The organism is Dokdonella fugitiva (genome assembly GCF_014138265.1).
In the GTDB taxonomy this organism is placed as follows: domain Bacteria; phylum Pseudomonadota; class Gammaproteobacteria; order Xanthomonadales; family Rhodanobacteraceae; genus Dokdonella_A; species Dokdonella_A fugitiva_A.
In genome coordinates this window covers 944156-965959 of the sequence record NZ_JACGXL010000002.1, presented here as the reverse complement: position 1 = coordinate 965959, position 21804 = coordinate 944156, and the positions used below count along the sequence as shown (strand labels likewise).

Here is a 21804-nt window from a genome sequence, read left to right as displayed (position 1 = left end):
CCTATCCGTGCGGTCAGAGCGTGGCGTGCGCCGCGGGCGAGCTCCGCGCGCGCACCCGACTCCACCATCGACACTTCCATCGAACACATCCAAGGACGTTGCCCATGACCCCGACCACCCGTCGTTTCGCCTACGCCTCGCTGCCGTTGCTGATCGGCCTCGCCCTCGGTGCGTTGAGCACGGGCGGCGGGCAGCCGGCGACCGCGGCGCTGCCGCCGGCAATCGACGGCCAGGCGCTGCCGTCGCTCGCGCCGATGCTCGAGCGCGTGACGCCGGCGGTCGTCAACATCGCCTCGAAGACGCACGTCGCGGTGCGCAACCCGTACTTCGACGATCCGATCTTCCGCCGCTTCTTCGGGGTGCCGAACATGCCGCGCGAGCGCGTGCAGCAGTCGCTCGGCTCGGGCGTGGTGGTCGACGCGGCCAAGGGCTACATCCTCACCAACAACCACGTCGTCGACGGCGCCGACGACATCGCGGTCACGCTCGCCGACGGCCGCACCCTCAAGGCGAAGGTGCTCGGCACCGATCCCGACACTGACCTCGCGGTGCTGCAGATCCCGGCCGAGAAGCTCACCGCGCTGCCGGTCGCCGATTCGGCCGCGCTGCGCATGGGCGACTTCGTCGTCGCGGTCGGCGACCCGTTCGGCATCGGCCAGAGCGCGAGCACGGGCATCGTCTCCGGCCTCGGCCGCAGCGGCCTGCGCGGCTCGGGTTTCCAGAACTTCATCCAGACCGACGCGTCGATCAACCCGGGCAACTCGGGCGGCCCGCTGGTGAACCTGCGCGGCGAACTGGTCGGCATCAACTCGATGATCTACTCGCCGTCGGGCGGCAGCGTCGGCATCGGCTTCGCGATCCCGTCCAACCTCGCCAGCGACGTGCTGCGCCAGCTCGTCGCGACCGGCCAGGTCAAGCGCGGCGTGCTCGGCGTCGAGGCGCAGGACCTCACGCCCGACCTCGCGCGCGTGCTCGCGCTCGACGGCGCGCACGGCGCGGTCGTCACGCGCGTGCGCGCGAACTCGCCCGCGGAAACCGCCGGCCTGCGCGCGGGCGACGTGATCATCACGCTCAACGGCAAGAGCGTCGCCGGCGAGCAGGACCTGCACAACATCGAAGGCCTCACCGCGCCGGGTGCGGCGGTCGAGGTCGGCGTGCAGCGCGACGGCAAGCTCATCACGATCAGCACGACGCTCAAGCCGACCGAACTCGCGGTGCTCAAGGGCGACGCGCTCGACGCGCGCCTAGCCGGCGTCACCTTCAGCGAACTCGCCGACACGCTGCGCCGCCAGGGCATCGGCGGCGTCAGCGTGAGCCGCATCGCCGAGACCAGTCGCGCCTACGCCGCCGGATTGCGCAATGGCGACGTGATCGTCGCACTGAACCGCCGCGACCTCGGCGGCGCGAGCGACTTCACGCGCCTGCTCGCGGCGCACCCGCGCCAGCTCATGCTGACCCTGCTGCGCGGCGACGAGGCGTATTACCTGCTGCTGCAATGACGACGGAGCCGGTAGGGTGGGACGCAGCCGCGTAGCGGCAAGTCCCACCGCGCGCGCGCATCACGCTACTCGGTGGGACTCGCGGTGGGTGTGTGTCGCGACCGTTCGCGGTTCCGCGCCGCTGCGTCCCACCCTACCCGCACCAGATCGCCTGCCGAACGCACGGTGGGACTCGGGGTGAGTGCGTGTCGCAACCGTTCACGGTTTCGCGCCGCTAAGTCCCACCCTACCCGCGCCAGATCGCCTACCGAACGCACGGTGGGACTCGCGGTGGGTGCGTGTCGCAACCGTTCACGTTTCCGCGCCGCTGCGTCCCACCCTACCCACGGTGCTTTTCCGCGCTTCGAAGCCTTCCCCGACGGATCATTCGGCGAGCCCCGCCCGCCTGTGCGCGCGGTCGCGGCAGGGGCCGGACCTGCGTGCTAATGTGCGCCCCTCTCCGCTCACCGCACGAACCGCACATCATGTCGCCACGCCGCTTCCTTCGCCCGCTGCTGCTCGCCACCGCCGCACTGCTCGGCACGGGCTCCGCCGTCGCCGCCCCGCAGGACGACCTCGTCTGGCGCGGCGACCACGCCACCGGGCGCGCGATCATGGACGACCTCGCCAAGGAGTACGCCAAGCAGAAGCTCGGCAAGATCACGCTGCAGCCGTTCAGCACCGTGTCGGGCCTCGACGCGGTCGCCAACGGCAGCGCGGACATCGCCGGCAGCGCGCGCGGCAAGTACCTGCGCCGCGCCGAGGAGGCGCCGCTCGAGTTCTCGCCAGTCGCGCTCGATGCGGCCGTGCTGGTGACGCACCCGAAGAACCCGGTGCGCAGCCTCACGCTCAAGCAGGTCTACGACATCTACTTCGGCCGCATCAAGAACTGGAAGGACCTCGGCGGCGAGGACAAGGAGATCAACCTGTACGGCATCGCCGCACCGCTCGACGGCGTCGAGTACTCGTTGCGCGAACTCGTCTACCGCAAGGGCGACCAGCCGGTCGCGGTGCCGCGCCTGTACCTCAACACGCTCAAGCTCGAGGAAGCGGTCACGCTCGATCCCGCCGGCCTCGGCCTGTCCACGCTCGCCAACACCTATGCGAACAAGGGCGTGCGCGCGATGGCGATCGAAGGCGTCGAGCCTTCGGTGCGCAACGTCACCGACGGCACCTACCCGCTCTACATCACGCTCTACTCGGTCAACCGCGCCGACTCGCCCAAGCTCGCCGCGATCGACAAGTTCCGCAATTTCCTCGCCACCCCGGCGGCGAAGGAGATCCTCAAGAAGCACCAGCTGATCCCGTACGCGGACGCGAGCGACCTCGTCGCGAAGAACGAGGACCGCATGAAGTTCATCGACGCGCGCGTCGGCCGCGACGCGGTCGCCGCCGCGGCGCTCGCCGCGGGCACGACGCCGCCGCCGCCGGTCGCCGCACCGCGCGCGACGCTCGCCGCGAAGCAGGGCATCGCGCCGACCTCCGACACCGCGCAGGCCGCGCGCGAGAACCTCGCGCGTGCCGAGGCGAAGAAGCAGGCCGAAGCCGAGGCGCAGAAGACCGCCGAGGCGAACGCGAAGAAGGCCGCCGCACCGAAGGCCGGGCCGGCCACGGTCGCGAAGAAGGACGACGCCGCGCCGAAGAAGGCCGCCGCGCCGGCCAAGCCGAAGGTCGCGAAGGCCGCCCCGGCGAAGCCGAAGGGCGAGGCGAAGCCGAAGGCGACCGCCAAGGCCGACGCGCCCGCGAAGCCCGAACCCGCGAAGGCGCCGACGTTCGGCAACGTCAGCGCGGGCACCAGCGGCAACTGAATCCCGCGCGCGGCGTCATGCGCATCCGCGCGGTCTCGCTCGACCTCGACGATACGCTGTGGCCGATCGAGCCTGCGATCGTCGCGGCCGAACAGGCGCTCGACGAATGGCTGCGCACGCACCACGCGCCGGTCGCCGCGGCGTGGCCGATCGCCGCGCTGCGTGAGCTGCGCGAGCGCGTGTCGGACGAGCACCCGCACCTCGCGCACGACTTCACCGCGCAGCGCCTGATCACGCTCGAGCGCGCGTTCGCCGCGTGCGGCATCGGCGACCAGCACGTCGCCGACGCGTACGAGGTTTATTTCGCCGCGCGCAACCGCGTCGACTGCTACGCCGACGCACTGCCCGCGCTGCATGCGATCGGTGCGCACGTGCCGCTCGCGAGCATCTCCAACGGCAACGCCGACCTCGGCCGCATCGGCTTGCGCACGCATTTCCGCGCCTGCATCTCGGCGCGCGAATACGGCATCGCCAAGCCGGCCGCGGCGATCTTCCACGCCGCCTGCGACGCGCTCGGCATCGCGCCGGGCGAGGTGCTGCACGTCGGCGACGATCCCTGGCTCGACGTCGCCGGCGCGCGCGCGGCCGGGTTGCGCACGGCCTGGCTCAACCGCGGCGGCGGCGCCTGGCCGGACCACCAGGCGCTCGCGGACGTGCGGCCCGACCTCGAGCTGCGCGACCTCGGCGAGCTCGCGCGCTGGATCGAGGCGCACGCGGTCGCGGGCGACCGGGCCGGCTGAACGGTATCCCCGCGCGGCCCCCGACGAGGCACAATCCGCGTTCGCCGCCGCTCGATACCGATGCCCGGCGGGTACACCGGCCGCCGGCGCAGTGCATGCACGCCGCGGCGATCGACGACGAGGACAGCGATGGATGCGTGGAGCATGACCAAGGACGCCGACGGCGCGACACCCCTGATCGCGGTCGACCGCACGAACTTCGCCGCGGTCGCCGACGCGCTCGGCGCGACCGTGCGGCGCTGGTGCGCGGCGAACGGTTTCGCCGGCGAGGCGGGCCGCTTCGTGCTCGTGCCGGCCGCCGACGGCGGCGCCGGCGTCGTGCTCGCCGGCTGCGACGCGCGCGAGGGCCTGTTCGCGCTCGCTTCGTTGCCGGTGCGCCTGCCCGAGGGACGCTACACGCTCGACGCGCGCGGTCTCGCGCTCGATGCCGGCGACGTCGCGCTCGGCTGGGCGCTCGGCGCGTACCAGTTCACGCGCTACAAGAAGCCCGCGCGCAAGCCCGCGCAGCTCGTCGTCGACGACGCGGTCGCGACACGCATCGAAGCACTCGGCGCCGCGGCGTACCAGGTGCGCGATCTCGTCAACACGCCGACCGAGGACATGGGCCCGGCCGAACTCGCCGGCGCCGTGCGCACGCTCGCCGAACGGCACGGCGCGCAGTACCGCGAATGGGTCGGCGACGACCTGCTCGCGGCGAATTTCCCGACCATCCACGCGGTCGGTCGCGCGAGCCACCGCGCGCCACGCCTCGCCGAACTCGCGTGGGGCACCGCCGGCGCACCGCATCTCGTGCTCGTCGGCAAGGGCGTCTGCTTCGACACCGGCGGCCTCGACATCAAGCCCGCCGACGGCATGCGCTGGATGAAGAAGGACATGGGCGGCGCCGCGCACGCGATCGCGCTCGCCTCGCTCGTGCTCGCGGCGAAGCTGCCGGTGCGCCTGACCCTGCTCGTGCCCGCGGTCGAGAACGCGATCGCCGGCAACGCGTACCGCCCCGGCGAAGTCATCACGACGCGCGCGGGCATCAGCGTCGAAGTCGACAACACCGACGCCGAGGGTCGCCTCGTGCTGTGCGACGCGCTCGCCTACGCGGCCGAGCACAAGCCCGACCTCATCCTCGACTTCGCCACGCTCACCGGCGCCGCGCGCGTCGCGCTCGGCCCCGAACTGCCCGCGCTGTTCGCCAACCGCGACGATGTCGCCGGCGCGCTGCTCGATGCCGCCCAGGCGACGCGCGACCCGCTCTGGCGCCTGCCGCTGTGGCGCCCGTACCTGGCGATGCTCGACTCGCACGTCGCCGACCTCGCCAACGCGGGCGCCTCGCGCCACGCCGGCGCGATCACCGCGGCGCTCTACCTCGAACGCTTCGTCCCCGAGGCGCAGGCCTGGGCGCACCTCGACGTCTATTCGTGGAACGACGCCGACAAGCCGGGTCGGCCGCGCGGCGGCGAGGCGCAGGGGCTGCGCGCGTATTTCGAGTTCCTGCGGCGCCGCTACGCCTGATGCCCGGACCGCGGGCGATCCGCGCGCGCCTCAACCGGTGAAGAGGCGCGCATTGAGCCACAGGTGCACGAGGATGCTCGCGACGTAGCCGAGCGCGATGACGGCGCTCCATCGAAGATGCGCGTTGAACGTGTAAAGACCGCGCGACACGCCCATGAGGGCGACACCGGCCGCCGAACCGATCGACAGCAGGCTGCCGCCGACACCGGCAGTCAGCGTGACGAGCAGCCATTGGCCGAGATCCATCGGCGGATCCATCCTGAGCACGGCGAACATGATCGGGATGTTGTCGACCACGGCGGACAGCACGCCCATGCCCGTGTTCGCGAGCGTGAAGCCGAAGCCGCCGTACATCGCGTGCGAAGCGAGTTCGAGATAGCCGAGGGCGGCGAGGCCGCCGACGCAGGCGAACACGCCGTAGAAGAACAGCAGCGTGTCCCATTCGGCGTGCGCGATGATCCTGAAGATCGAGTAGCCGTTGTCGTCCTGGATGCCTTGCGCGAGGGCGTAGCGCCGCTGGCGCCGATCGATGCGGGTCGCGAGGATGTTGAGCAACGCGAGGCCGGTCAGCATGCCGTAGGCGGCCGGCATCCCGAGCCACTGGCGGCCGACGACCGTGATCAGGATGGTGATCGCGAACGTCACGCAGATGCCGATGCCGCCGTCCTTGACCCGCGCGGCCTGGTCCGCGGGATGGGGCCGCCCCTTCGGCACGGCGAAGGCCATGATCGCGGCCGGCACCAGCCAGTTGACCAGCGACGGAACGAAGATCGCGAAGAACTGCGCGAACTCGACCTTGCGCGCCTGCCACACCATGAGCGTCGTGATGTCGCCGAACGCACTCCACGCGCCGCCCGCGTTGGCGGCGACCACGAGGTTGACGAACGCGAGCGTGATGAAGCGCGCGTTGCCGGAGCACACGGCGAGGATGACCGCCGACATGACCAGCGCCGTGGTCAGGTTGTCGAGCACGGGGGAAATCAGGAAGGCGATCGCGCCGGTGACCCAGAACAGCTGCCGGTAGCTGAGATGGCGTCGCGTCAGTTGCGAGCGGAGCGCTTCGAAGACGTTTCGCTCGCCCATCGCGGTCACGTAGGTCATCGCGACGACGAGGAAGAAGAACACTTCCGAGTATTCGAGGAACATGCCTTCGAACGCCGCGCGCACGGCATCGCTGCCTGATGCCGGGACCTGCCACGCGAGCAATCCCCAGATCAGTCCGGCCGCGAGCATGACCGGCTTCGACTTGGCGACGTGGATGCGCTCCTCGAGGATCACGGCCGCGTAGGCGAGCACGAACAACGCCAGGCAGATCCAGCCGACCGGGTGCGCCGTCAGGTGGAAGTTCGTGGCCTCGCCTTCGGCGACGGCCGGGAGCGCGGACAGCAGGGCCAGCGGGACGCCCGGGCTCATGCGGCGGCCCCCTTCATGCGTTCCTGTTCGAAATCGCGGATGAGGCGCTGCGCGATCGCCTTGTAGACCGGCGTCCTGCAGACCAGCGACGAGACGGCACGCGCGAGCATGCAGACGGCGAGGATCGGAATCACCATGTCACGATTGTCGGTCAGTTCCATCGAAATGATCGCCGAGGTCAGCGGCGCCTGCGTCACTGCGGCGAGATAACCGGCCATCCCGAGCAACACGACCGCCGAAGACTCGGCGCCGGGCATGATCGCGGCGATGTTCTGGCCGATGCCCGCGCCTACCGCGAGTGCGGGCGAGAAGATGCCGCCGGGGATGCTCGCCCAGTAGGACACGATGTTGGCGAGGAACTTCAGTGCGCCGAACGCCCCGGAGGGCGCCGGAGCCGCGCCTTCGAGAATCGCACGTGCCTGGTCGTAGCCGGTTCCATATACGCTGCCGGCGCTGGCCAGACCGAGCAGCGCCAGCACGAAGCCGCAGGCCGCGGCGAACCGCACGGGCCATCGTTCGCGCAGCCGCGCGACCCGGGCGAGCACGCGGCCGCTGTCGAGCAGGATCACGCGCGCGAACGTGCCGCCGGCGAGCCCGCACGCCAGCGCGCACGGGAGAATCGCCAGCCAGCTGCGGCTGAGCGGGAACGCGGTGGTGATCTTGCCGAAGTAGGCGTACTCGCCGACGATGCCGAGCGAGACCACGCCCGCGATGATGACCGCGGTCAGCACGACGCCGCTCATGCGCGATTCGAACGCGCCGGCCATCTCCTCGATCGCGAATACGACGCCGGCCAGTGGCGCATTGAAGGCCGCGGCGATGCCGGCCGCGCCACCTGCGAGCACGAACCGCGCGGCGGCCTGCGGATCGGCAAAGCCGAACCGGCGACCGAGCGCATACATGAGGCCGGCACCCACGTGCACGGTCGGACCTTCGCGCCCGATCGACGCGCCGGCCGCGAGCGCGGCCAACGTCAGGGCCATCTTGCCGGCGGCGACGCGCAGCGAAAGCAATCGCCCGCGGAATCCCGGGTCGTCGACCTGCAGCGCCGCGATCGCCTGCGGAATGCCCGAGCCGCGAGTGGCCTTGAAGACACCGCTCGTCGACCACGACAACAGGGCGAACACCGCCGGCGTGAGCAGCAGGGGCCAGTAGCGGCTGTGCTCGAGCAGGCGCAGGAACAGTCCATAGACGACCTCGCTTGCCCGAGCGAACAGGATCGCCGACAGTCCGACCAGCACGGCACCGCCCCAGAGCAGGGTGCGTCGCCGCCATTGATGGGGCGACAGCCAGTCATGGTTCTTCAGGCGATCGATGCGGGACGCCATGCCATGCCTCACGAAACCGGATCCGCCCGGCACGCGAATACGGGGACCCGCCCCCGCTCCGTCTGCATCGCTGCCCGGACTCGCACACACGACCGCCGTGGTTTCATGATAGAGCTGTACTCCATTCGTGCGATCGCAGCCTTCGATCCGATCGCGGACCGACATTTTCGCGCAACCCGAGCCGATTCAACGAATGCCTCGCACCCGCAAGCACACGATTGCCGAACCAGTGAACAGCGCGGTGCCGTCGGAAGACGTGATGGCACTGCTGGCGAAGTTCCGCATCATCCTGCAGTCCACCCGCCAGCACTACCAGGCCATCCAAGACTCGGTGGGCATCGGCGGCGCGCAACTGCAGGCGCTCGCCATCGTCGCCGCGCAACCGAACGTCGGCATCTCCGCGCTCGCACGCGCCATGCTGATCCGCCAACCGACCGCCAGCAATCTCGTCGAGCAACTGGTGACGCTGGGACTCCTGCAGAAGAAGAAGAGCGGCGTCGACCAGCGCGCGAGCGAGCTGACCATCACGCCGAAGGCGCGCCGCCTGCTCGCCCGTGCGCCCGGTCCGATCGTCGGGATCCTCGCCGACGCGCTCGCCTCGTTGAGCCCGTCCGCCCGAACCATGCTCGGCCGATCGCTGGACGCGGTGCTGCAGGCGATGAAATCCCGCGACGACAGCGCGCGCTTCCGTCCCCTCGCCGACTCCTGAGAGCTCTCGACTCCGGCCGACCAGATACATTCGTTGCTATATAGTCTCGAAGGCGTATAGTACACCTCGAGCGCAGGGGCTGGTGGTTTAGCGACGATCCTTTCGATCTGGACGGTGGCCGGTGACCGCGCAAGGCGCGATCGCTTCGATCGATCCGCGCACCGTGAAGGGGATCCGCCCATGGCCACATCCGCTGACTGCATCGTTGTTTGCGCGTCCGACCCACGACGGTCGTCGACATGTCGCGTCACGACACCCGCATCGACGCGAAGGTCGTCGAGCGAGTGACCGGCGCATTGGAATCCGGCTCGGCGATGTTTCGCGCCGATGCACGCCGGTCGCGCGAGTGCTTCGAACCATGAGCAGGCTCGTCGTCGTGAGCAATCGCGTCGCGATTCCGAACGAGCACGGTGCAGGCGGCCTCGCGTCGGGCGTGATGGCGGCCTTGCGCGACAGCGGCGGCATCTGGTTCGGATGGAACGGCCGCGTGGTCGCGACCCTCGCGGACGAGGTGAACACGCAGACCGACGGCAACGTGACCTACGCGACGCTGGGGCTCACCCAGCGCGACTTCACCGACTACTACTCCGGCTTCGCCAACCGCACGCTCTGGCCGCTGTTCCATTTTCGCCCGAGCCTGGTCGACTTCACGCGCTCGACCTACGAAGCCTACGTGCGGGTGAACGCGCATTTCGCCGAACGGCTGGCTCCCCTGCTCCGCCCCGGCGACCTGGTCTGGATCCACGACTATCACCTGATCCCGCTCGGCGCGGCGCTGCGGCGACTTGGGGTTCTTTCGCGCATCGGCTTCTTCCTGCACACGCCGTTCCCGCCCAGCGAGCTTCTCGTCACGCTGCCGGTGCATCGCGAGCTCTTCGAAGCGCTGCTCGCTTACGACCTGGTGGGATTCCAGACGGAGTCCTACCTCAAGGCCTTCCGCGAATACATCGTCGGGGAAGCGAACGGCGAGATCAACGAACGCGGTGTCATCAGCATACGCGGCGGCCGGCACAGCGTGCGGGCCGGCGTGTTCCCGATCGGTATCGATGTCGACAGGACCGCCGAGCAGGCCGCCGCAGCCGGCGAGCTCGAGCCCGTGCGAGCGTTGAAGGCCAGCATCGGCTCGCGCGCACTCATCATTGGTGTCGACCGCCTCGACTACAGCAAGGGCCTTCCCGAGCGCTTCAAGGCGTATGCGGAGCTGCTCGACAAGGAAACCTCGTTGCGCCGTTCCGTCATCCTGCTGCAGATCGCACCGCCTTCGCGCAGTGAAGTGCCCGAATACCGTCGACTGCGCCGACAGCTCGAGCGGCTCGCCGGCTCGATCAACGGAAAGCTCGCGGATGCCGACTGGTCACCGATCCGCTACGTCAACAAGACCTACCGCCCGGACGTCCTGTCCGGCTGCTACCGGCACGCGCGCGTGGGCCTGGTGACGCCGCTGCGCGATGGAATGAATCTCGTCGCCAAGGAATACGTCGCGTGCCAGAATCCGCGCGATCCGGGCGTGCTCGTGCTTTTCCGTTTCGCCGGCGCGGCGAACGATCTGCGCGGCGCGCTGCTCGTCAACCCGAACGACATCGAGGCGACCGCGCGTACGCTGAATGCCGCCCTCGACATGTCGCTGGGCGACCGGCGTCTGCGCTGGGAAGAGTCGATGGCCGCGCTACGAAGGCAGGACGTCACGGCATGGCGGACGCGTTTCATCCGTGCGCTCGCCCAAACCTCGGGCAGCGAGGAGCAGGACTACTCCGATGTATCGCTGCCACGAAACTGAGAAACATCGCGCGCTGGTCCGTCATCTCATCACCCCCGGCATTCGCCCGAGCGAGTCGCCCAGGCTTTCAGACACGCATCTCGTACTGGATTCACGCGATGAGTGATGTGATTCCCGCCGATGTCCGCCGCCTCGTCCTCGCGAATGCGATGACCATTCCCCACATCGAGGCGATCCTGCTGTTCCGACGCGAGTCGAAGACGTGGACGCCAGCGCAAATGGCACCTCGTCTGTACGTGGAGGAAGACCGCGCCTGCAAGATTCTCAGCGACCTCGAGACACTGGGCGTGATCGACCGCGAAGAGGCTGAAGGGGTATATCGCTATCGTCCACGCCCTGAGGATTTCGCCCGATTGCTGGATCGATTGGAGCTGGCCTATTCGCAGCATCTCGTACCGATGACCCGACTCGTGCACGCCGCGCACGACCGCACGGCCGAGCAATTCGCGAAGGCATTTCGCATTCGCAAGGACCCATGACATGGCGATTTTCGTCTACGGCTTGTGTGCCCTCACGGCGCTGATGTGCGCGTTCCTGCTTCTGCGGGCGTACCACGCCACGCGATCGGCAGTATTGTGGTGGAGCGGGCTGTGCTTCAGCGGCCTGATGCTCAGCAACGTGATCCTCATCGTCGACAAGCTGGTGTTCCCGCAGATCGACCTGCTCGGCCTGCGCCTGTGGATCACCCTGGTTTCCCTTGGCCTGCTCCTTTACGGCCTGATCAACTCGGGCGAGTGAGTCATCGTGACGAATTTCCTGCAAGGCGCGATCGCGATGGCGGCCATGGCGGCCGCACTGATCTTCCTGCGCTTCCATCGGCGCACGCGCGACCGGTTTTTCCTGTACTTCGTCGCCTCGTTCCTGCTCGAGGCCGCTGGACGAGCCTTGACGGTGGCTTGGCAGTGGACCGAGCAGGGAAGCACGACCGTCTACATCCTGCGCATCGTTTCCTATGGCCTCATCCTGGCGGCGATCCTCGACAAGAATCTTCCGCGCCGAAAGCGGGGATGATCGAGGCGGGACCATTGGCGCGCGACCGCGCGGGCACCGCTCGGACTCGTAGTCGCCGTGTTCGCCTCAACGCGTCGTCGGGCCGGTGTTGGCCCGGGTGAAGTACAGCGCGGCCTGTGTGCGATCGTCGACGCCGATCTTCTCGAGTACCGTGCTCACATAGCCCTTCACCGTGCCTTCGGTGAGACCGAGGCGGGTGGCGATGCGCCGATTGCTCAGGCCCTCGCCGATCAGCTCGAGCACGTTGCGCTCGCGCGGCGTGAGTGCGGCGAACGGATCGGCGGTCGCGGAGCCGCGCAGCAGCTCGACGAGCTGCCGCCGCATGGTTTCATGGAACCACGGCTGTCCTTCTGCGACCGCGCGCACCGCGCTCACGAGGTCGTCGCGCGTCGCATCCTTGAGCAGGTAACCGATCGCGCCCGCCTGCAACGTGTCGCGCAACCGCTCATCCTCGGCGAAACTGGTGAAGACGACGATGTGGCACGTGGGCACCTTCTGCTTGAGGCGGCGAATCGTCTCGGCGACCGGCAGGCCGGGCATGACGAGGTCGATGAGGATGACGTCGGGCGCAGCCGCCTCGACTGTGCGCAGCGCGTCGTCGCCGCAATCCGCTTCGGCCACGACGACGAAGCCATTGCCGTCCTCGAGCACCGCTCGCAGGCCCTCGCGGACGACCGCGTGGTCGTCGACCAGCATCAGGCGCAGGACAACGGCGTTCATGCGTTCCCGATCTCGCGGTCGCGGCGCGGCAGGCAAGCGACGACGTCGAGTCCGTTCGGCAGCATCGGCTTCAGCTGGAGTTCGCCGCCCAGGCGCGCGAGCCGATCGCGCATGCTCTTGAGGCCGATTCCGCCGCGGGCGGTCGGCGGCAGGCCGCCGCCGTCGTCGCGGATCGACAGGTAGGCGTGGTTTGCATCGACATGTGCCTCGACCGCCACTTCCCGGGCACCCGAGTGGCGGATCACGTTGGAGACCGCCTCCTGGCAGACCCGATACATGGCCTCCTCGTGCGGGAGATGCTGCGGTCGATAGCGGTCGAACCGGTACCGCCGCGCCAGCGTCTCGGGGATCATCGCTTCGAGCAGCTTGGGCAGCGCCGCGCCGAGGCCGCCGTCGCGCAGGCGATCCAGGCCGAGGAAATCCCGGTTCTGCGGCAGGATGTGCCGGCCGCTGTGGCTCTCGTGCGGGGGTCTGAGTTCGCGCAACAGCGCGCGCATTTCCGCGAAGGCCGATTGCGCCAGTTCCGCCAGGCGTTTCGCGCGGCGTTCGCCCTCCTGCGCGCTGCTGCGCCATGCGGACGGCAATGCTTGTGCAAGGAGGCTGATGCTCGACAGGATCTGCGTCACCGAGTCGTGCAACTCGCCGCGCAGGCGCATGCGCTCCTGCCACACCGCCGCCTCGCGGTTCTGTTCGTGCAAGCGCGCATTCTGGATCGCGATGCCGAGATGGTCGGCGATGATCTCGATCGTGCGCTGATCCAGTTCGTCGTAAGGCTGCTCGCCCTCGACGTTGACGACGCCGACGACTTCGCCGGCGCAGAAGATCGGTACGGCGAGTTCGGCGCGCGCGCCCTCGGTCGTCGGCGGGGTGATGTAGCCCGGCACGGCGCCGACGTCGTCCACGCGCTGCGCACGACGTTCGCGCACGGCCTTTCCCATCACACCCCGTTCGATCGGAAGGCGATCGATGCCCTGGATCTGTCGCTTGTAGCCGCCGCCGCGGATCTCCACGACCAGCACGCCGGGATCGTCGGGATCGAGCAGCGGGATATCGACGTTGGGGAACTCCAGCACGTCGTGCACGGCGTCCGCTGCCTGCTGCAGCATCGATTTGAGATCGGCTCCCGCATTGATGATCTTCGCGACGCGCGCGACCAGCTCGAAGCGCGCCGTGCGCCGGCGCGCACGCTCGTAGCGGTGCGCGTTCGCGATCGCGATGCCGGCGTGGCGTGCGAACGTCTGCAGCGTCTCCAATGCATCGGGCGGCAAAACGCGCGGCGGCGCAACGCCGATGCCGAAGAATCCCGTGAGCTCGCCCTTCCAGTGGATCGGCACGCCGATCACCTGGTTGTCGGCGAGTTCCGGCAATGTGATGCGCGCGATGTCGCCGTAGCGCGCGACCACCGGCTGGCCGGACTCGAGTACGGCACCCGCCAAGCCGACGCCCGGCCCCATCTCGGCGCCCAGTTCGCGCTCGGGCATGCGGTAGACCGCGGCGGTGCGGATCAGATTCCGGTGCCGATCGTGCAGTCCGATCGTGCCGTCGTCGGCGCCGATGAGCAGGCAGGCGTATTCGGCGATCCGCGCCAACAGCGGCTGCAGCTGCAGCTCGCTGCTGATCTCCTCGACGAAGTGCCGTAGCAGGGCCTGCGGCGAATCCGTCGCGTCGGAGTGCGGATCGGTCATCCTCGGACACGAGCGGCGATCGGGTCCACGAGGATATCGGATGCGCCGCCTGCGCGCCGCGCCCGGATGGACGTCGCGCACCGCCGAGCGAAGCACGCCACCGCGAATCACCGGCTCGAGGGGGCCGCCTCCGGTACCGGCAGGCCGTCGAATCCGTCATGGAAAAGGCGCTCCTGTTCGATCTCGAAGGCACCGAGATCGCAGCCGGATCCGTTCGGGCGCTCGACGCCACGCTGGTCGATCGGCGGACAGAATTCGCTGTCGCCGGCATCCATGGCGGGGCTGCCCTCGGCCAGCGCGTGGGTCATCGTGGGACCGCCGTTGGCGGTGAGCGGTGCCAGTTGCGGATCGTCGGACAGCGTCGGCTGGCACGAGCCCCCCCGGCGCCAGCAGCGCGATCGAGGTAACCGTGCCGCCGCTGATGGCGCATTCGGTACCGGTGTTGCCCGCAATGACCGTGTTGGCGAAGGTCGTGTCCGCGCTGAAGGCGAACACGCCACCGAATCCGCCGTTGTTGCCGTTGCCGGAGATCGTGAGATGGACGGCGACGAGCGTGCCGCGATTCTGGATCGCGCCCTCGCGCTGCAGCGTCAGGCCGTTGCCGCTGAAGGTGCTGTTGCTGATCTGCGCCGAGCCCGAGTTGAAGATCGCCGATCCGCGCTGCGCGTCGTTGGCGTCGAACGTGCTGCCGTCGACGACGAGCACGCTGTCGAGGGCGCTGAAGATCGCGCCGCCACCGAGCCCGTTGATGGTTCCGCCGACGTTGTGGTCGAAGCGCGAATCGAACACCGCGAGCCGGCCGGCGCTGCGTACGCCGCCGCCGAGGTCGTCCAGCACGCCGTTGCTGACGCGCAAGCGGCGCAGCGTGAGGTCGCCGTCGGTGGTGACGCGAAAGCTGCGCACGTCGGTGCGGCCGCGGATCTGCACCAGCGCGTCGCCGCCGGCCGAGGCGTCGCCGGCGACGCTGCTGCCGTCGATCGTGACGTGCTTGTCGACGACGATTTCGCTCGAGAGTTCGAGCACGATGCGATCGGCGAACGTGATCGTGCCGCCGTCGCACAGCCCGGCAACGGCCGAGCGCAGCGTGCCGGTGCCGTCGTCGGCGTCGCTGGTGACGACGGCGTCGCTGATGCAGCCGGCCGGTGGCGGTGCCGCTGCGGCGTTTCCGCCCTGGGCGAGTGATGCCGAGGCGAGCACGAGCAGCGCGAGGGCGGCCGGTCCGAGTGTCGGGCGATGCAGGGGCGGGCGGCAGGGCATGGCGGACTCCAGTCGTCGAGAATGCGAGGCAGCGAGCATTCCAGAGCGTCCGGACCAGTGACACTGACTTTGGTGGGTATCGCCCCCTGCCTTTCGTCGGAGGGACGCAGGCACGCCAAGCAACGAAAAGGCCCGGAATCCCGGGCCTTTTTTCACCACATTGCGCAGGGCGCGATCAGTTCACCTCGAGCGGTACCACCGCACCGCGCGGCAGCACCTGCTGCGCAAGCTTGGTATCCGAGCGCACGAGGCCGATCTCGTCGGCGAGGATGTGCGCGGCTTCGTCGAGGATGATGTCGCGCTTCTCCTTCGCTTCCTTCTCGCGCGCGACTTCGGTCGAGATGCCGCGCTCGTCCGGCTGCAGGCCGTCGTCCTGCAGGGCGGGCTTGTCGCCGTCGTCCTCGGCGGTGGCGCCGGCGACGCTGGTCTTGCCGTCCGCGCCCGCGACGCCGTTCTTGCCGTCGGCGCCCGGCTTGCGGCCGCCCTTGTCCTTGGCTTCGTCGGTGATCTTGGCTTGCGTCTTCGCCGCGGGATCCGCGTCGGGCACCGCGTGGCCGACCGCGGCGTCGCGCGCCTTGCGCTTGGCTTCCTGCTCGTCGCGTTCCTTGCGTCGCACCTGCTCGTTGAGCGACACGGTCTTCTGTTCGCGCAGCGTGCGCAGGTCGGCGAGGTCGGCCTCGAAGTTCTTCCACTCGCCGTTCGCGGCGACGCGGCCGGTATGGCGCTCGGCGAGCAGCGGCACGATCGGCTTGAGGTCGGCGACCGGCTGGTACTTCGCCGGCGCGATCGACGTCCACGGCAGCGCGTTGTCGTAGCTCGACTCGCCGAAGTCCTGCGCGTCGACGGTGAGCGGGAAGCTGATGTCGGGCGTGACGCCGCGCAGCTGGGTCGAACCGCCGTTGATGCGGAAGAACTGCGCGATGGTCATCTTGACCTCGCCGTAGGCGGGCTTCTCGTTGTGCGCGACGTCGTCGAGGTCGACGAGGTTCTGCACCGTGCCCTTGCCGAACGTCGGCTCGCCGACGATGACGCCGCGGCCGTAGTCCTGGATCGCCGCGGCGAAGATCTCCGAAGCGGACGCGGATGCGCGATTGACGAGCACCGCGAGCGGGCCGTCCCACGCCATGCCGGCGCGCGTGTCGGCGTCGGCCTCGACCTGGCCGCTCGCGTTGCGCACCTGCACGACCGGGCCCTTGTCGATGAACAGGCCCGTGAGGTCGGTCGCTTCGGCGAGCGAGCCACCGCCGTTGTTGCGCAGGTCGACGATGACGCCGTCGACCTTGTCGGCCTTGAGTTCGCCGAGCAGCTTCTCGACGTCGCGCGTGGCGCTCTTGTAGTCGCGGTCGCCGCGGCGGCGCGCGTCGAAGTCCTGGTAGAACGTCGGCAGCGAGATCACGCCGATGCGGCGCGTGTGCTGCGCGTCCTTGATCTCGATGACCGACTTCTTCGCCGCCTGCTCCTCGATGCTGACCTTCTTGCGCACGAGCGAGAGCGTGATGTGCTTGCCGTCCGGACCCGCGTCCGCCGGCAGCACCTCGAGGCGCACGACGGTGTCCTTGTTACCGCGGATCTTGTCGACGACGTCGTCGAGGCGCCAGCCGACCACGTCGGTGATCGGGCCGTTCTCGCCCTGGCCGACGCCGACCACGCGGTCGCCGACCTTGAGCTGCTTGGACAGCGCGGCCGGGCCGCCCGGCACGATCTCGCGGATCGCGGTGTAGTCGTCGTCGCGCTGCAGCACCGCGCCGATGCCCTCGAGCGAGAGCTTCATCGCGATGTCGAAGTTCTCCGACGCGCGCGGGCCGAGGTAGTTCGTGTGCGGCTCGATCGACGACGCGTAGGCGTTCATGAACGTCTGGAACACGTCTTCGCTGTTGAGCTGGCGCACGCGGTCGAGGTAGTTCGCGTAGCGCTTGTCGAGCGTGTCGCGGATGTCCTTCTCGGCCTTGCCGGCGAGCTTGAGGCGCAGCCAGTCGTTCTTGATGCGCTTGCGCCAGACGTCGTTGACCTCGGCCTCGTCCTTCGGCCACGGCGCCTTCTCGCGCTCGTAGACGTAGCTCTCGTCCTTGCTGAAGTCGAAGCCCTTGGCGAGCAGCGAGCGTGCGTAGGCGACGCGTTCACCGACGCGCTGCTCGTAGATGTTGAACATCGCGTACGGCGCGGCGAGGTCCTGGTTGTAGATCGCGTCGTCGAGCGTGATGCGATACGGCGCGAACTTGTCGATGTCGGCCTGGGTGAAGAACAGGCGGTCGCCGTCGAGCGCGTCGAGGTAGCGCTTGAAGATCTGCTCGCTCATCGCGTCGTCGAGCGGCGTCGGCTTGTAGTGGAAATGGGTGAGGAACCGCGTCGCCCAGACCGCGGCCTCGCTCTCCGACGCGCTCGCCTTGAGCAGTGGCGCGGCGCCTTCCTCGGTCGTGGGTTTGGCGAACGCGACCGGGCCGACGAGGGCGGCCAAGGCGAGGCAGAGCAGCGACTTCCGCATGAATCAATCTCCTGGGCGCGAAGGGGACTTCGCGACGTGACACCGACAAACCGTACGTCCTGCACGGCAATTTGGCGAGGGTGAAATCACCCGGACCTTCTACTTAACTCAGGCAACCTGAACGTAACCGGCCGCGTGCGCCATCTCGTCGGCGTGGTACGACGAACGCACCAGCGGGCCCGACGCGACGTGCTGGAAGCCGATCCGGTAGCCGATCTCCTCGATCGCCTTGAATTCGTCGGGCGTCCAGTAGCGCAGCACCGGGTGGTGGTGCGCGGTCGGCTGCAGGTACTGGCCGATCGTAACCATATCGACATCGTGCGCACGCAGATCGTTCAACGTTTCCTCGATCTGTTCCAACGTTTCACCGAGTCCGAGCATGATGCCGGACTTGGTCGGCACGTCCGGGTGCTGCGCCTTGAAGCGCTTGAGCAGCTCGAGCGACCAGTCGTAGTCGGCGCCCGGACGCACTTCGCGGTAGAGCGCGCGCGGCGTCTCGAGGTTGTGGTTGAACACGTCGGGCGGCTCGTCGGCGAACACCTCGAGTGCGCGCTCCATGCGGCCCTTGCCGCGGAAGTCCGGGGTCAGGATCTCGATGCGGATGCCGGGATTCTCGAAGCGCACGGCCTTGATGCATGCGGCGAAATGCGCGGCGCCGCCGTCGCGCAGGTCGTCGCGGTCGACCGACGTTATCACGACGTACTTGAGCGCCATGTCGCGGATCGTGCCGGCCAGGTGTGCCGGTTCGAGCGGATCGGGCGGCTTCGGCCGGCCGTGCGCGACGTCGCAGAACGAGCAGCGGCGCGTGCAGACTTCGCCGAGGATCATGAAGGTCGCGGTGCCCTTGCCGAAGCATTCGTGGATGTTCGGGCAGGACGCTTCCTCGCACACCGTGACGAGGCGGTTCTCGCGCAGCTTCGCCTTGAGCTTGGCGACCGCGTTGCCGGACGGGATGCGCACGCGGATCCACGACGGCTTGCGCAACATCGGCGCGTCGGCGAAACCCGCGCGGTTGCGCGCGATCTTGTCTTCGCCGAGCTGCTTTTCGGGCGCCTCGACGACGGTCAGCGGGATGGTCTTCAGGGGGTCGTTCATGCGGGCTGCGCGACGCGCGGGGCATCGCCGGTCGGAACGCGGGGGATTTCGGCGGCGGCGGGCACGGGGTCCAGCCCGAACTGGCGGGCCAGTTCGCCGATCAGGACCGCTTCCACCGCGGCGAGCGAGCCTGGTCCGCCCAAGTCTAGCACCTGGGTGACGGCGAGGCCCTGATAACCGCACGGATTGATGCGGTGGAACGGCTCGAGGTCCATCGCGACGTTGAACGCGAGGCCGTGGAACGAGCAGCCGCGGCGCACGCGCAGGCCGAGCGCGGCGACCTTGGCGTCGCCGACGTAGACGCCCGGCGCACCCTCGCGGCGTGCGGCGACGATGTTCCAGGTCGACAGCGTGTCGATGATGGCCTGCTCGATGCGCTCGACCAGTTCGCGCACGCCGACCTTGAGCCGGCGCAGGTCGAACAGCGGGTAGGCGACGACCTGGCCCGGGCCGTGGTAGGTCACCTGGCCGCCGCGGTCGACCGGCACGACCGGGATCTCGCCGGGCAGCAGCACGTGTTCCCACTTGCCGGCCTGGCCGAGCGTGAACACGGGATCGTGTTCGAGTACCCACAGTTCGTCCGGCGTGTCCGGCCCGCGCGTGTCGGTGAACGCCTGCATCGCGCGCCAGACGGGTTCGTAGGGTTGGCGGCCGAGGCGGCGGACGAGGACGGATCGGGACATCGCGGCGACATGGGGACGGTGCGCACGCGGCGCAAGAAGGAAGACCGGTCGAATGCGCGAAATCTCGCAAGATCCGCATCGACCCCGGAATCGCCGCTGACGCGTTGCTAGACTGCCGTCACGCGCACACGACGGGAGGGAGTCATGGTGGCACGAATCCTCGTTGCAGGCATCGCCTTCGCACTCGCCCACGGCCTCGCGGCCGCCTCGGAACCGCTTGCCGCCGCCGACGCCGGCGGCACGACGCCGGTCGACTACCGGCAGGCGCAGCGCGACCTCTACGACGCGCTGCGCGCGAGCCCGTCGCCGCGCCAGCAGGTGCTCGCCGGCCGCCTCTATTTCGGCGAAGACGAGACACCGAGCGCACTGCGTCCGAAGCGCGCGGACGTCGTCGCGCAGGCCGCGCGCGCGGTGCCGCAGGACGCGTACGTGCAATGGATGGCCGCCGATACCGGCAGCTACACCAGCAGCCAGTGCGGGCCGACGCGCTGGCCCGTCGCGGAAGTCGCCAACCTCGTGCGCCTCGAACCCGGCAATGCGGGTGCGTTGCAGTACGCCGTCGCCCTCGCGCAGGCCAGGCACGATGACGCCGCACTCGACGACGCCCTCGCGCGCATGGCGTCGGCGACGCGCGCCGACGACCACCTCGGCGACGAGATCGCCGAATGGCGCACCGCGTACACGGCACATCCCGGCGCCAACCTGTCGGCGATGCTGTGGAGCGAGGCGCCGGTCGGCGAGCGTGCGCTGCTCGGCGCGCTGCAACAGACCGGCTACCGCTCGACGCCGACCGAAGACGCGCTCGAAGCCGCGTGCAAACCCGACGGCGACAGCGAGCGCACCTGGCAACGCCTCGGCTGGTGCGTCGACGCGGGCATGCTGCTCGCCCGCAAGGGCAACAGCTTCGCCCTGCGCGAAACCGGCCTCAAGATGCTCACCGCGGCGGGCGCGACGCCGGCCGATCTCGCCGACCTGCAGCGCCAGCACGACTGGCTCGCGGCGAACGCCGCCAATCCGATGCGCAACACCGACGCGTTCCGCGACGCCCCCGCGGACGTGGTTTCCGACTGGCGCAATGCGAAGAGCGAGATCGCCGCGACCGGACGCCGCCTCGCGCGCCTCGGCAAGCCGGCGACACCGCCCACGGGCTGGGACGCGAAGCGGCAAGAGGCGGAACAGGCCTCCGAAGAGGACGCGGGCGAGCGGACCTGGACGACCTATTCGCGCGAGCTGTTCGAAGGCATGGGAGCGGACAGTGACGTGCGCATGCGCGTGCTCGCGCTCGCGGCGGCACCGATGCGCGCGATGCTCGACGCGGCCGCGTCGAAGAAGGGCGGCACCGGCGACGCGGCCGAGACGGACGCGACCACCGCCCTGGCCGATTTCGCCGCAGCGCATCCCGACGATGCCTTCGTGCAATGGGTCGCGGCGAGCGAGGGCGACGAGCGGGCGCGCCGGAACCTGCAGCGACTCGAGCCCGACAATGCGGCCGCCTGGGCGCTGTCGGTCGAAGACGCGGCGATCGACCGCGCGCAGACCCTGCAGCACATGGCATCGAGCACGCGTTACGCGCTGCACCTCAAGGAGGCCGGCGAGGTCTGGAGCGCCGCGGCGAAGAAATACCCGCCGCCGGCGGATCTCGATCTCGACGGCGTTGCCGAATCGTCGGACGCAACGCCGACGCCCCCGTCCGACGACGACCGCGCGGCGATGGTCGCCGCGATGTTCGCATTCACGAGCACGATCCAGGGCGTCGGGTCGCTCTCGACGATCTCCAAGGCGTGCGCGGAGAAGTCGGACACCTGCGCGAAGATCGGCCGGATCCTGTCCGATCGCTCCGACACGCTGATCGGCACGCGCATCGGCTTCATGCTGTTGCGCAAGCAGGACGCGATGACCGCGGACGACACCGCCAAGGCGCGCCGCCTCGACTGGTGGCAGGCCGGCATGCGGAGTCTGTCGACGCCGAGCGAGATGGGACGCTACCTGCGCGACGCGCTCGCGCACGGCGAGACCGAGGCGCTGCGCCTCGCGATGCAGCGCGCGGGCAAGCTCGAGCCGCCCGCCGACTGGCAGTCGCCGGGCGAGAAGCAGGTGGCCCTACCGTCGCCCTGA

19 protein-coding genes and 1 pseudogene are annotated in these 21804 nt (G+C 69.3%); 11 read left to right on the top strand and 9 right to left on the bottom strand.

What is annotated here, in order from left to right; all coding sequences use genetic code 11:
* Positions 1–104 precede the first annotated feature (104 nt).
* The 4 genes from FHW12_RS10350 (at position 105) to FHW12_RS10335 (ending at position 5529) form a co-directional block, all read left to right on the top strand.
* Positions 105–1499 carry a Do family serine endopeptidase gene (locus FHW12_RS10350; protein WP_182530907.1) on the top strand — a complete coding sequence of 465 codons (1395 nt, stop codon included), beginning with the start codon at positions 105–107 and terminating at the stop codon, positions 1497–1499.
* Between the two features lie 464 nt (positions 1500–1963).
* Positions 1964–3286 (top strand): substrate-binding domain-containing protein, encoded by a 1323-nt coding sequence (locus FHW12_RS10345; protein ID WP_182530906.1) that lies wholly within the window; start codon positions 1964–1966, stop codon positions 3284–3286.
* A gap of 17 nt (positions 3287–3303) precedes the next feature.
* Positions 3304–4026, top strand: coding sequence for an HAD family hydrolase (locus FHW12_RS10340; RefSeq protein WP_182530905.1), 723 nt, complete (start codon positions 3304–3306; stop codon positions 4024–4026).
* 144 nt (positions 4027–4170) lie between these two features.
* The gene (locus tag FHW12_RS10335) at positions 4171–5529 is read left to right on the top strand and encodes a leucyl aminopeptidase family protein (RefSeq protein WP_259392955.1); all 1359 of its coding nucleotides are present in this window, start codon (positions 4171–4173) and stop codon (positions 5527–5529) included.
* Positions 5530–5559: 30 nt separating this feature from the next.
* On the opposite strand, the gene nhaD is transcribed toward FHW12_RS10335, so the two are convergent.
* Positions 5560–6942 (bottom strand): sodium:proton antiporter NhaD, encoded by a 1383-nt coding sequence (gene nhaD, locus FHW12_RS10330; protein ID WP_182530903.1) that lies wholly within the window; start codon positions 6940–6942, stop codon positions 5560–5562.
* Positions 6939–8270 carry a chloride channel protein gene (locus FHW12_RS10325; RefSeq protein ID WP_182530902.1) on the bottom strand — a complete coding sequence of 444 codons (1332 nt, stop codon included), beginning with the start codon at positions 8268–8270 and terminating at the stop codon, positions 6939–6941. The genes nhaD and FHW12_RS10325 overlap by 4 nt, the downstream gene beginning before the upstream one ends.
* Before the next feature lie 193 nt (positions 8271–8463).
* On the opposite strand from FHW12_RS10325, the gene FHW12_RS10320 reads away from it, so the two are divergent.
* From FHW12_RS10320 to FHW12_RS10300, 5 genes are all read left to right on the top strand, one after another.
* Positions 8464–8979: a MarR family winged helix-turn-helix transcriptional regulator gene (locus FHW12_RS10320; protein ID WP_182530901.1), complete on the top strand. Its 516-nt coding sequence runs from the start codon at positions 8464–8466 to the stop codon at positions 8977–8979.
* Between the two features lie 358 nt (positions 8980–9337).
* Positions 9338–10756: an alpha,alpha-trehalose-phosphate synthase (UDP-forming) gene (locus tag FHW12_RS10315; protein WP_182530966.1), complete on the top strand. Its 1419-nt coding sequence runs from the start codon at positions 9338–9340 to the stop codon at positions 10754–10756.
* A 98-nt stretch (positions 10757–10854) separates the two neighbouring features.
* Entirely contained in the window at positions 10855–11235 is a 381-nt protein-coding gene (locus FHW12_RS10310) for a hypothetical protein (protein WP_182530900.1), read from the top strand.
* A gap of 1 nt (position 11236) precedes the next feature.
* On the top strand, positions 11237–11494 hold the full coding sequence (locus FHW12_RS10305) for a DUF5985 family protein (RefSeq protein WP_182530899.1): 258 nt from the start codon (positions 11237–11239) through the stop codon (positions 11492–11494).
* 6 nt (positions 11495–11500) lie between these two features.
* Entirely contained in the window at positions 11501–11767 is a 267-nt protein-coding gene (locus FHW12_RS10300; protein ID WP_182530898.1) for a DUF5985 family protein, read from the top strand.
* Positions 11768–11833: 66 nt separating this feature from the next.
* Here FHW12_RS10300 and FHW12_RS10295 read toward each other — a convergent pair whose 3' ends face one another.
* The 4 genes and pseudogenes from FHW12_RS10295 to FHW12_RS21820 form a co-directional block, all read right to left on the bottom strand.
* Positions 11834–12487: a response regulator gene (locus FHW12_RS10295; RefSeq protein WP_182530897.1), complete on the bottom strand. Its 654-nt coding sequence runs from the start codon at positions 12485–12487 to the stop codon at positions 11834–11836.
* Positions 12484–13593 (bottom strand): GAF domain-containing protein, encoded by a 1110-nt coding sequence (locus FHW12_RS10290; protein WP_259392954.1) that lies wholly within the window; start codon positions 13591–13593, stop codon positions 12484–12486. The genes FHW12_RS10295 and FHW12_RS10290 overlap by 4 nt, the downstream gene beginning before the upstream one ends.
* 156 nt (positions 13594–13749) lie before the next feature.
* Positions 13750–14172, bottom strand: a pseudogene (locus FHW12_RS21825) (GAF domain-containing protein); the annotation flags it as partial.
* Between the two features lie 107 nt (positions 14173–14279).
* Positions 14280–14480 (bottom strand): choice-of-anchor Q domain-containing protein, encoded by a 201-nt coding sequence (locus FHW12_RS21820; protein WP_428993621.1) that lies wholly within the window; start codon positions 14478–14480, stop codon positions 14280–14282.
* 229 nt (positions 14481–14709) lie between these two features.
* Between FHW12_RS21820 and FHW12_RS21815 the strand changes: the two genes are divergently transcribed.
* The gene (locus FHW12_RS21815) at positions 14710–15354 is read left to right on the top strand and encodes a hypothetical protein (protein ID WP_428993620.1); all 645 of its coding nucleotides are present in this window, start codon (positions 14710–14712) and stop codon (positions 15352–15354) included.
* A 250-nt stretch (positions 15355–15604) separates the two neighbouring features.
* Here the strand turns inward: FHW12_RS21815 and FHW12_RS10280 are convergent, their stop codons facing one another.
* From FHW12_RS10280 to lipB, 3 genes are all read right to left on the bottom strand, one after another.
* Complete coding sequence (locus FHW12_RS10280) at positions 15605–17911, bottom strand: carboxy terminal-processing peptidase (RefSeq protein ID WP_182530894.1); 2307 nt, start codon at positions 17909–17911, stop codon at positions 15605–15607.
* A gap of 108 nt (positions 17912–18019) precedes the next feature.
* A complete protein-coding gene (gene lipA, locus FHW12_RS10275) occupies positions 18020–19006 on the bottom strand; it encodes a lipoyl synthase (RefSeq protein ID WP_182530893.1) in 987 nt (328 codons plus the stop codon).
* Complete coding sequence (gene lipB / locus FHW12_RS10270; RefSeq protein ID WP_182530892.1) at positions 19003–19689, bottom strand: lipoyl(octanoyl) transferase LipB; 687 nt, start codon at positions 19687–19689, stop codon at positions 19003–19005. Before lipB ends, lipA begins: the two co-directional genes overlap by 4 nt.
* Positions 19690–19833: 144 nt before the next feature.
* Between lipB and FHW12_RS10265 the strand changes: the two genes are divergently transcribed.
* Positions 19834–21804, top strand: coding sequence for a hypothetical protein (locus FHW12_RS10265; RefSeq protein WP_182530891.1), 1971 nt, complete (start codon positions 19834–19836; stop codon positions 21802–21804).

Bases quoted from the DNA above. Each gene is read 5' to 3' on its own strand.
- FHW12_RS10320 (WP_182530901.1), top strand. From the start codon at position 8,464: ATGCCTCGCACCCGCAAGCACACGATTGCCGAACCAGTGAACAGCGCG.
- nhaD (WP_182530903.1), bottom strand. From the start codon at position 6,942: ATGAGCCCGGGCGTCCCGCTGGCCCTGCTGTCCGCGCTCCCGGCCGTC.
- FHW12_RS10295 (WP_182530897.1), bottom strand. From the start codon at position 12,487: ATGAACGCCGTTGTCCTGCGCCTGATGCTGGTCGACGACCACGCGGTC.
- FHW12_RS10310 (WP_182530900.1), top strand. From the start codon at position 10,855: ATGAGTGATGTGATTCCCGCCGATGTCCGCCGCCTCGTCCTCGCGAAT.
- FHW12_RS10345 (WP_182530906.1), top strand. From the start codon at position 1,964: ATGTCGCCACGCCGCTTCCTTCGCCCGCTGCTGCTCGCCACCGCCGCA.
- FHW12_RS10290 (WP_259392954.1), bottom strand. From the start codon at position 13,593: ATGCTGCAGCAGGCAGCGGACGCCGTGCACGACGTGCTGGAGTTCCCC.
- FHW12_RS21815 (WP_428993620.1), top strand. From the start codon at position 14,710: ATGGACGGCGACGAGCGTGCCGCGATTCTGGATCGCGCCCTCGCGCTG.
- FHW12_RS10350 (WP_182530907.1), top strand. From the start codon at position 105: ATGACCCCGACCACCCGTCGTTTCGCCTACGCCTCGCTGCCGTTGCTG.
- lipA (WP_182530893.1), bottom strand. From the start codon at position 19,006: ATGAACGACCCCCTGAAGACCATCCCGCTGACCGTCGTCGAGGCGCCC.
- FHW12_RS10265 (WP_182530891.1), top strand. From the start codon at position 19,834: ATGGTGGCACGAATCCTCGTTGCAGGCATCGCCTTCGCACTCGCCCAC.
- FHW12_RS10305 (WP_182530899.1), top strand. From the start codon at position 11,237: ATGGCGATTTTCGTCTACGGCTTGTGTGCCCTCACGGCGCTGATGTGC.
- FHW12_RS10280 (WP_182530894.1), bottom strand. From the start codon at position 17,911: ATGCGGAAGTCGCTGCTCTGCCTCGCCTTGGCCGCCCTCGTCGGCCCG.
- FHW12_RS10340 (WP_182530905.1), top strand. From the start codon at position 3,304: ATGCGCATCCGCGCGGTCTCGCTCGACCTCGACGATACGCTGTGGCCG.
- FHW12_RS10335 (WP_259392955.1), top strand. From the start codon at position 4,171: ATGACCAAGGACGCCGACGGCGCGACACCCCTGATCGCGGTCGACCGC.
- FHW12_RS21820 (WP_428993621.1), bottom strand. From the start codon at position 14,480: ATGACCCACGCGCTGGCCGAGGGCAGCCCCGCCATGGATGCCGGCGAC.
- lipB (WP_182530892.1), bottom strand. From the start codon at position 19,689: ATGTCCCGATCCGTCCTCGTCCGCCGCCTCGGCCGCCAACCCTACGAA.
- FHW12_RS10315 (WP_182530966.1), top strand. From the start codon at position 9,338: ATGAGCAGGCTCGTCGTCGTGAGCAATCGCGTCGCGATTCCGAACGAG.
- FHW12_RS10325 (WP_182530902.1), bottom strand. From the start codon at position 8,270: ATGGCGTCCCGCATCGATCGCCTGAAGAACCATGACTGGCTGTCGCCC.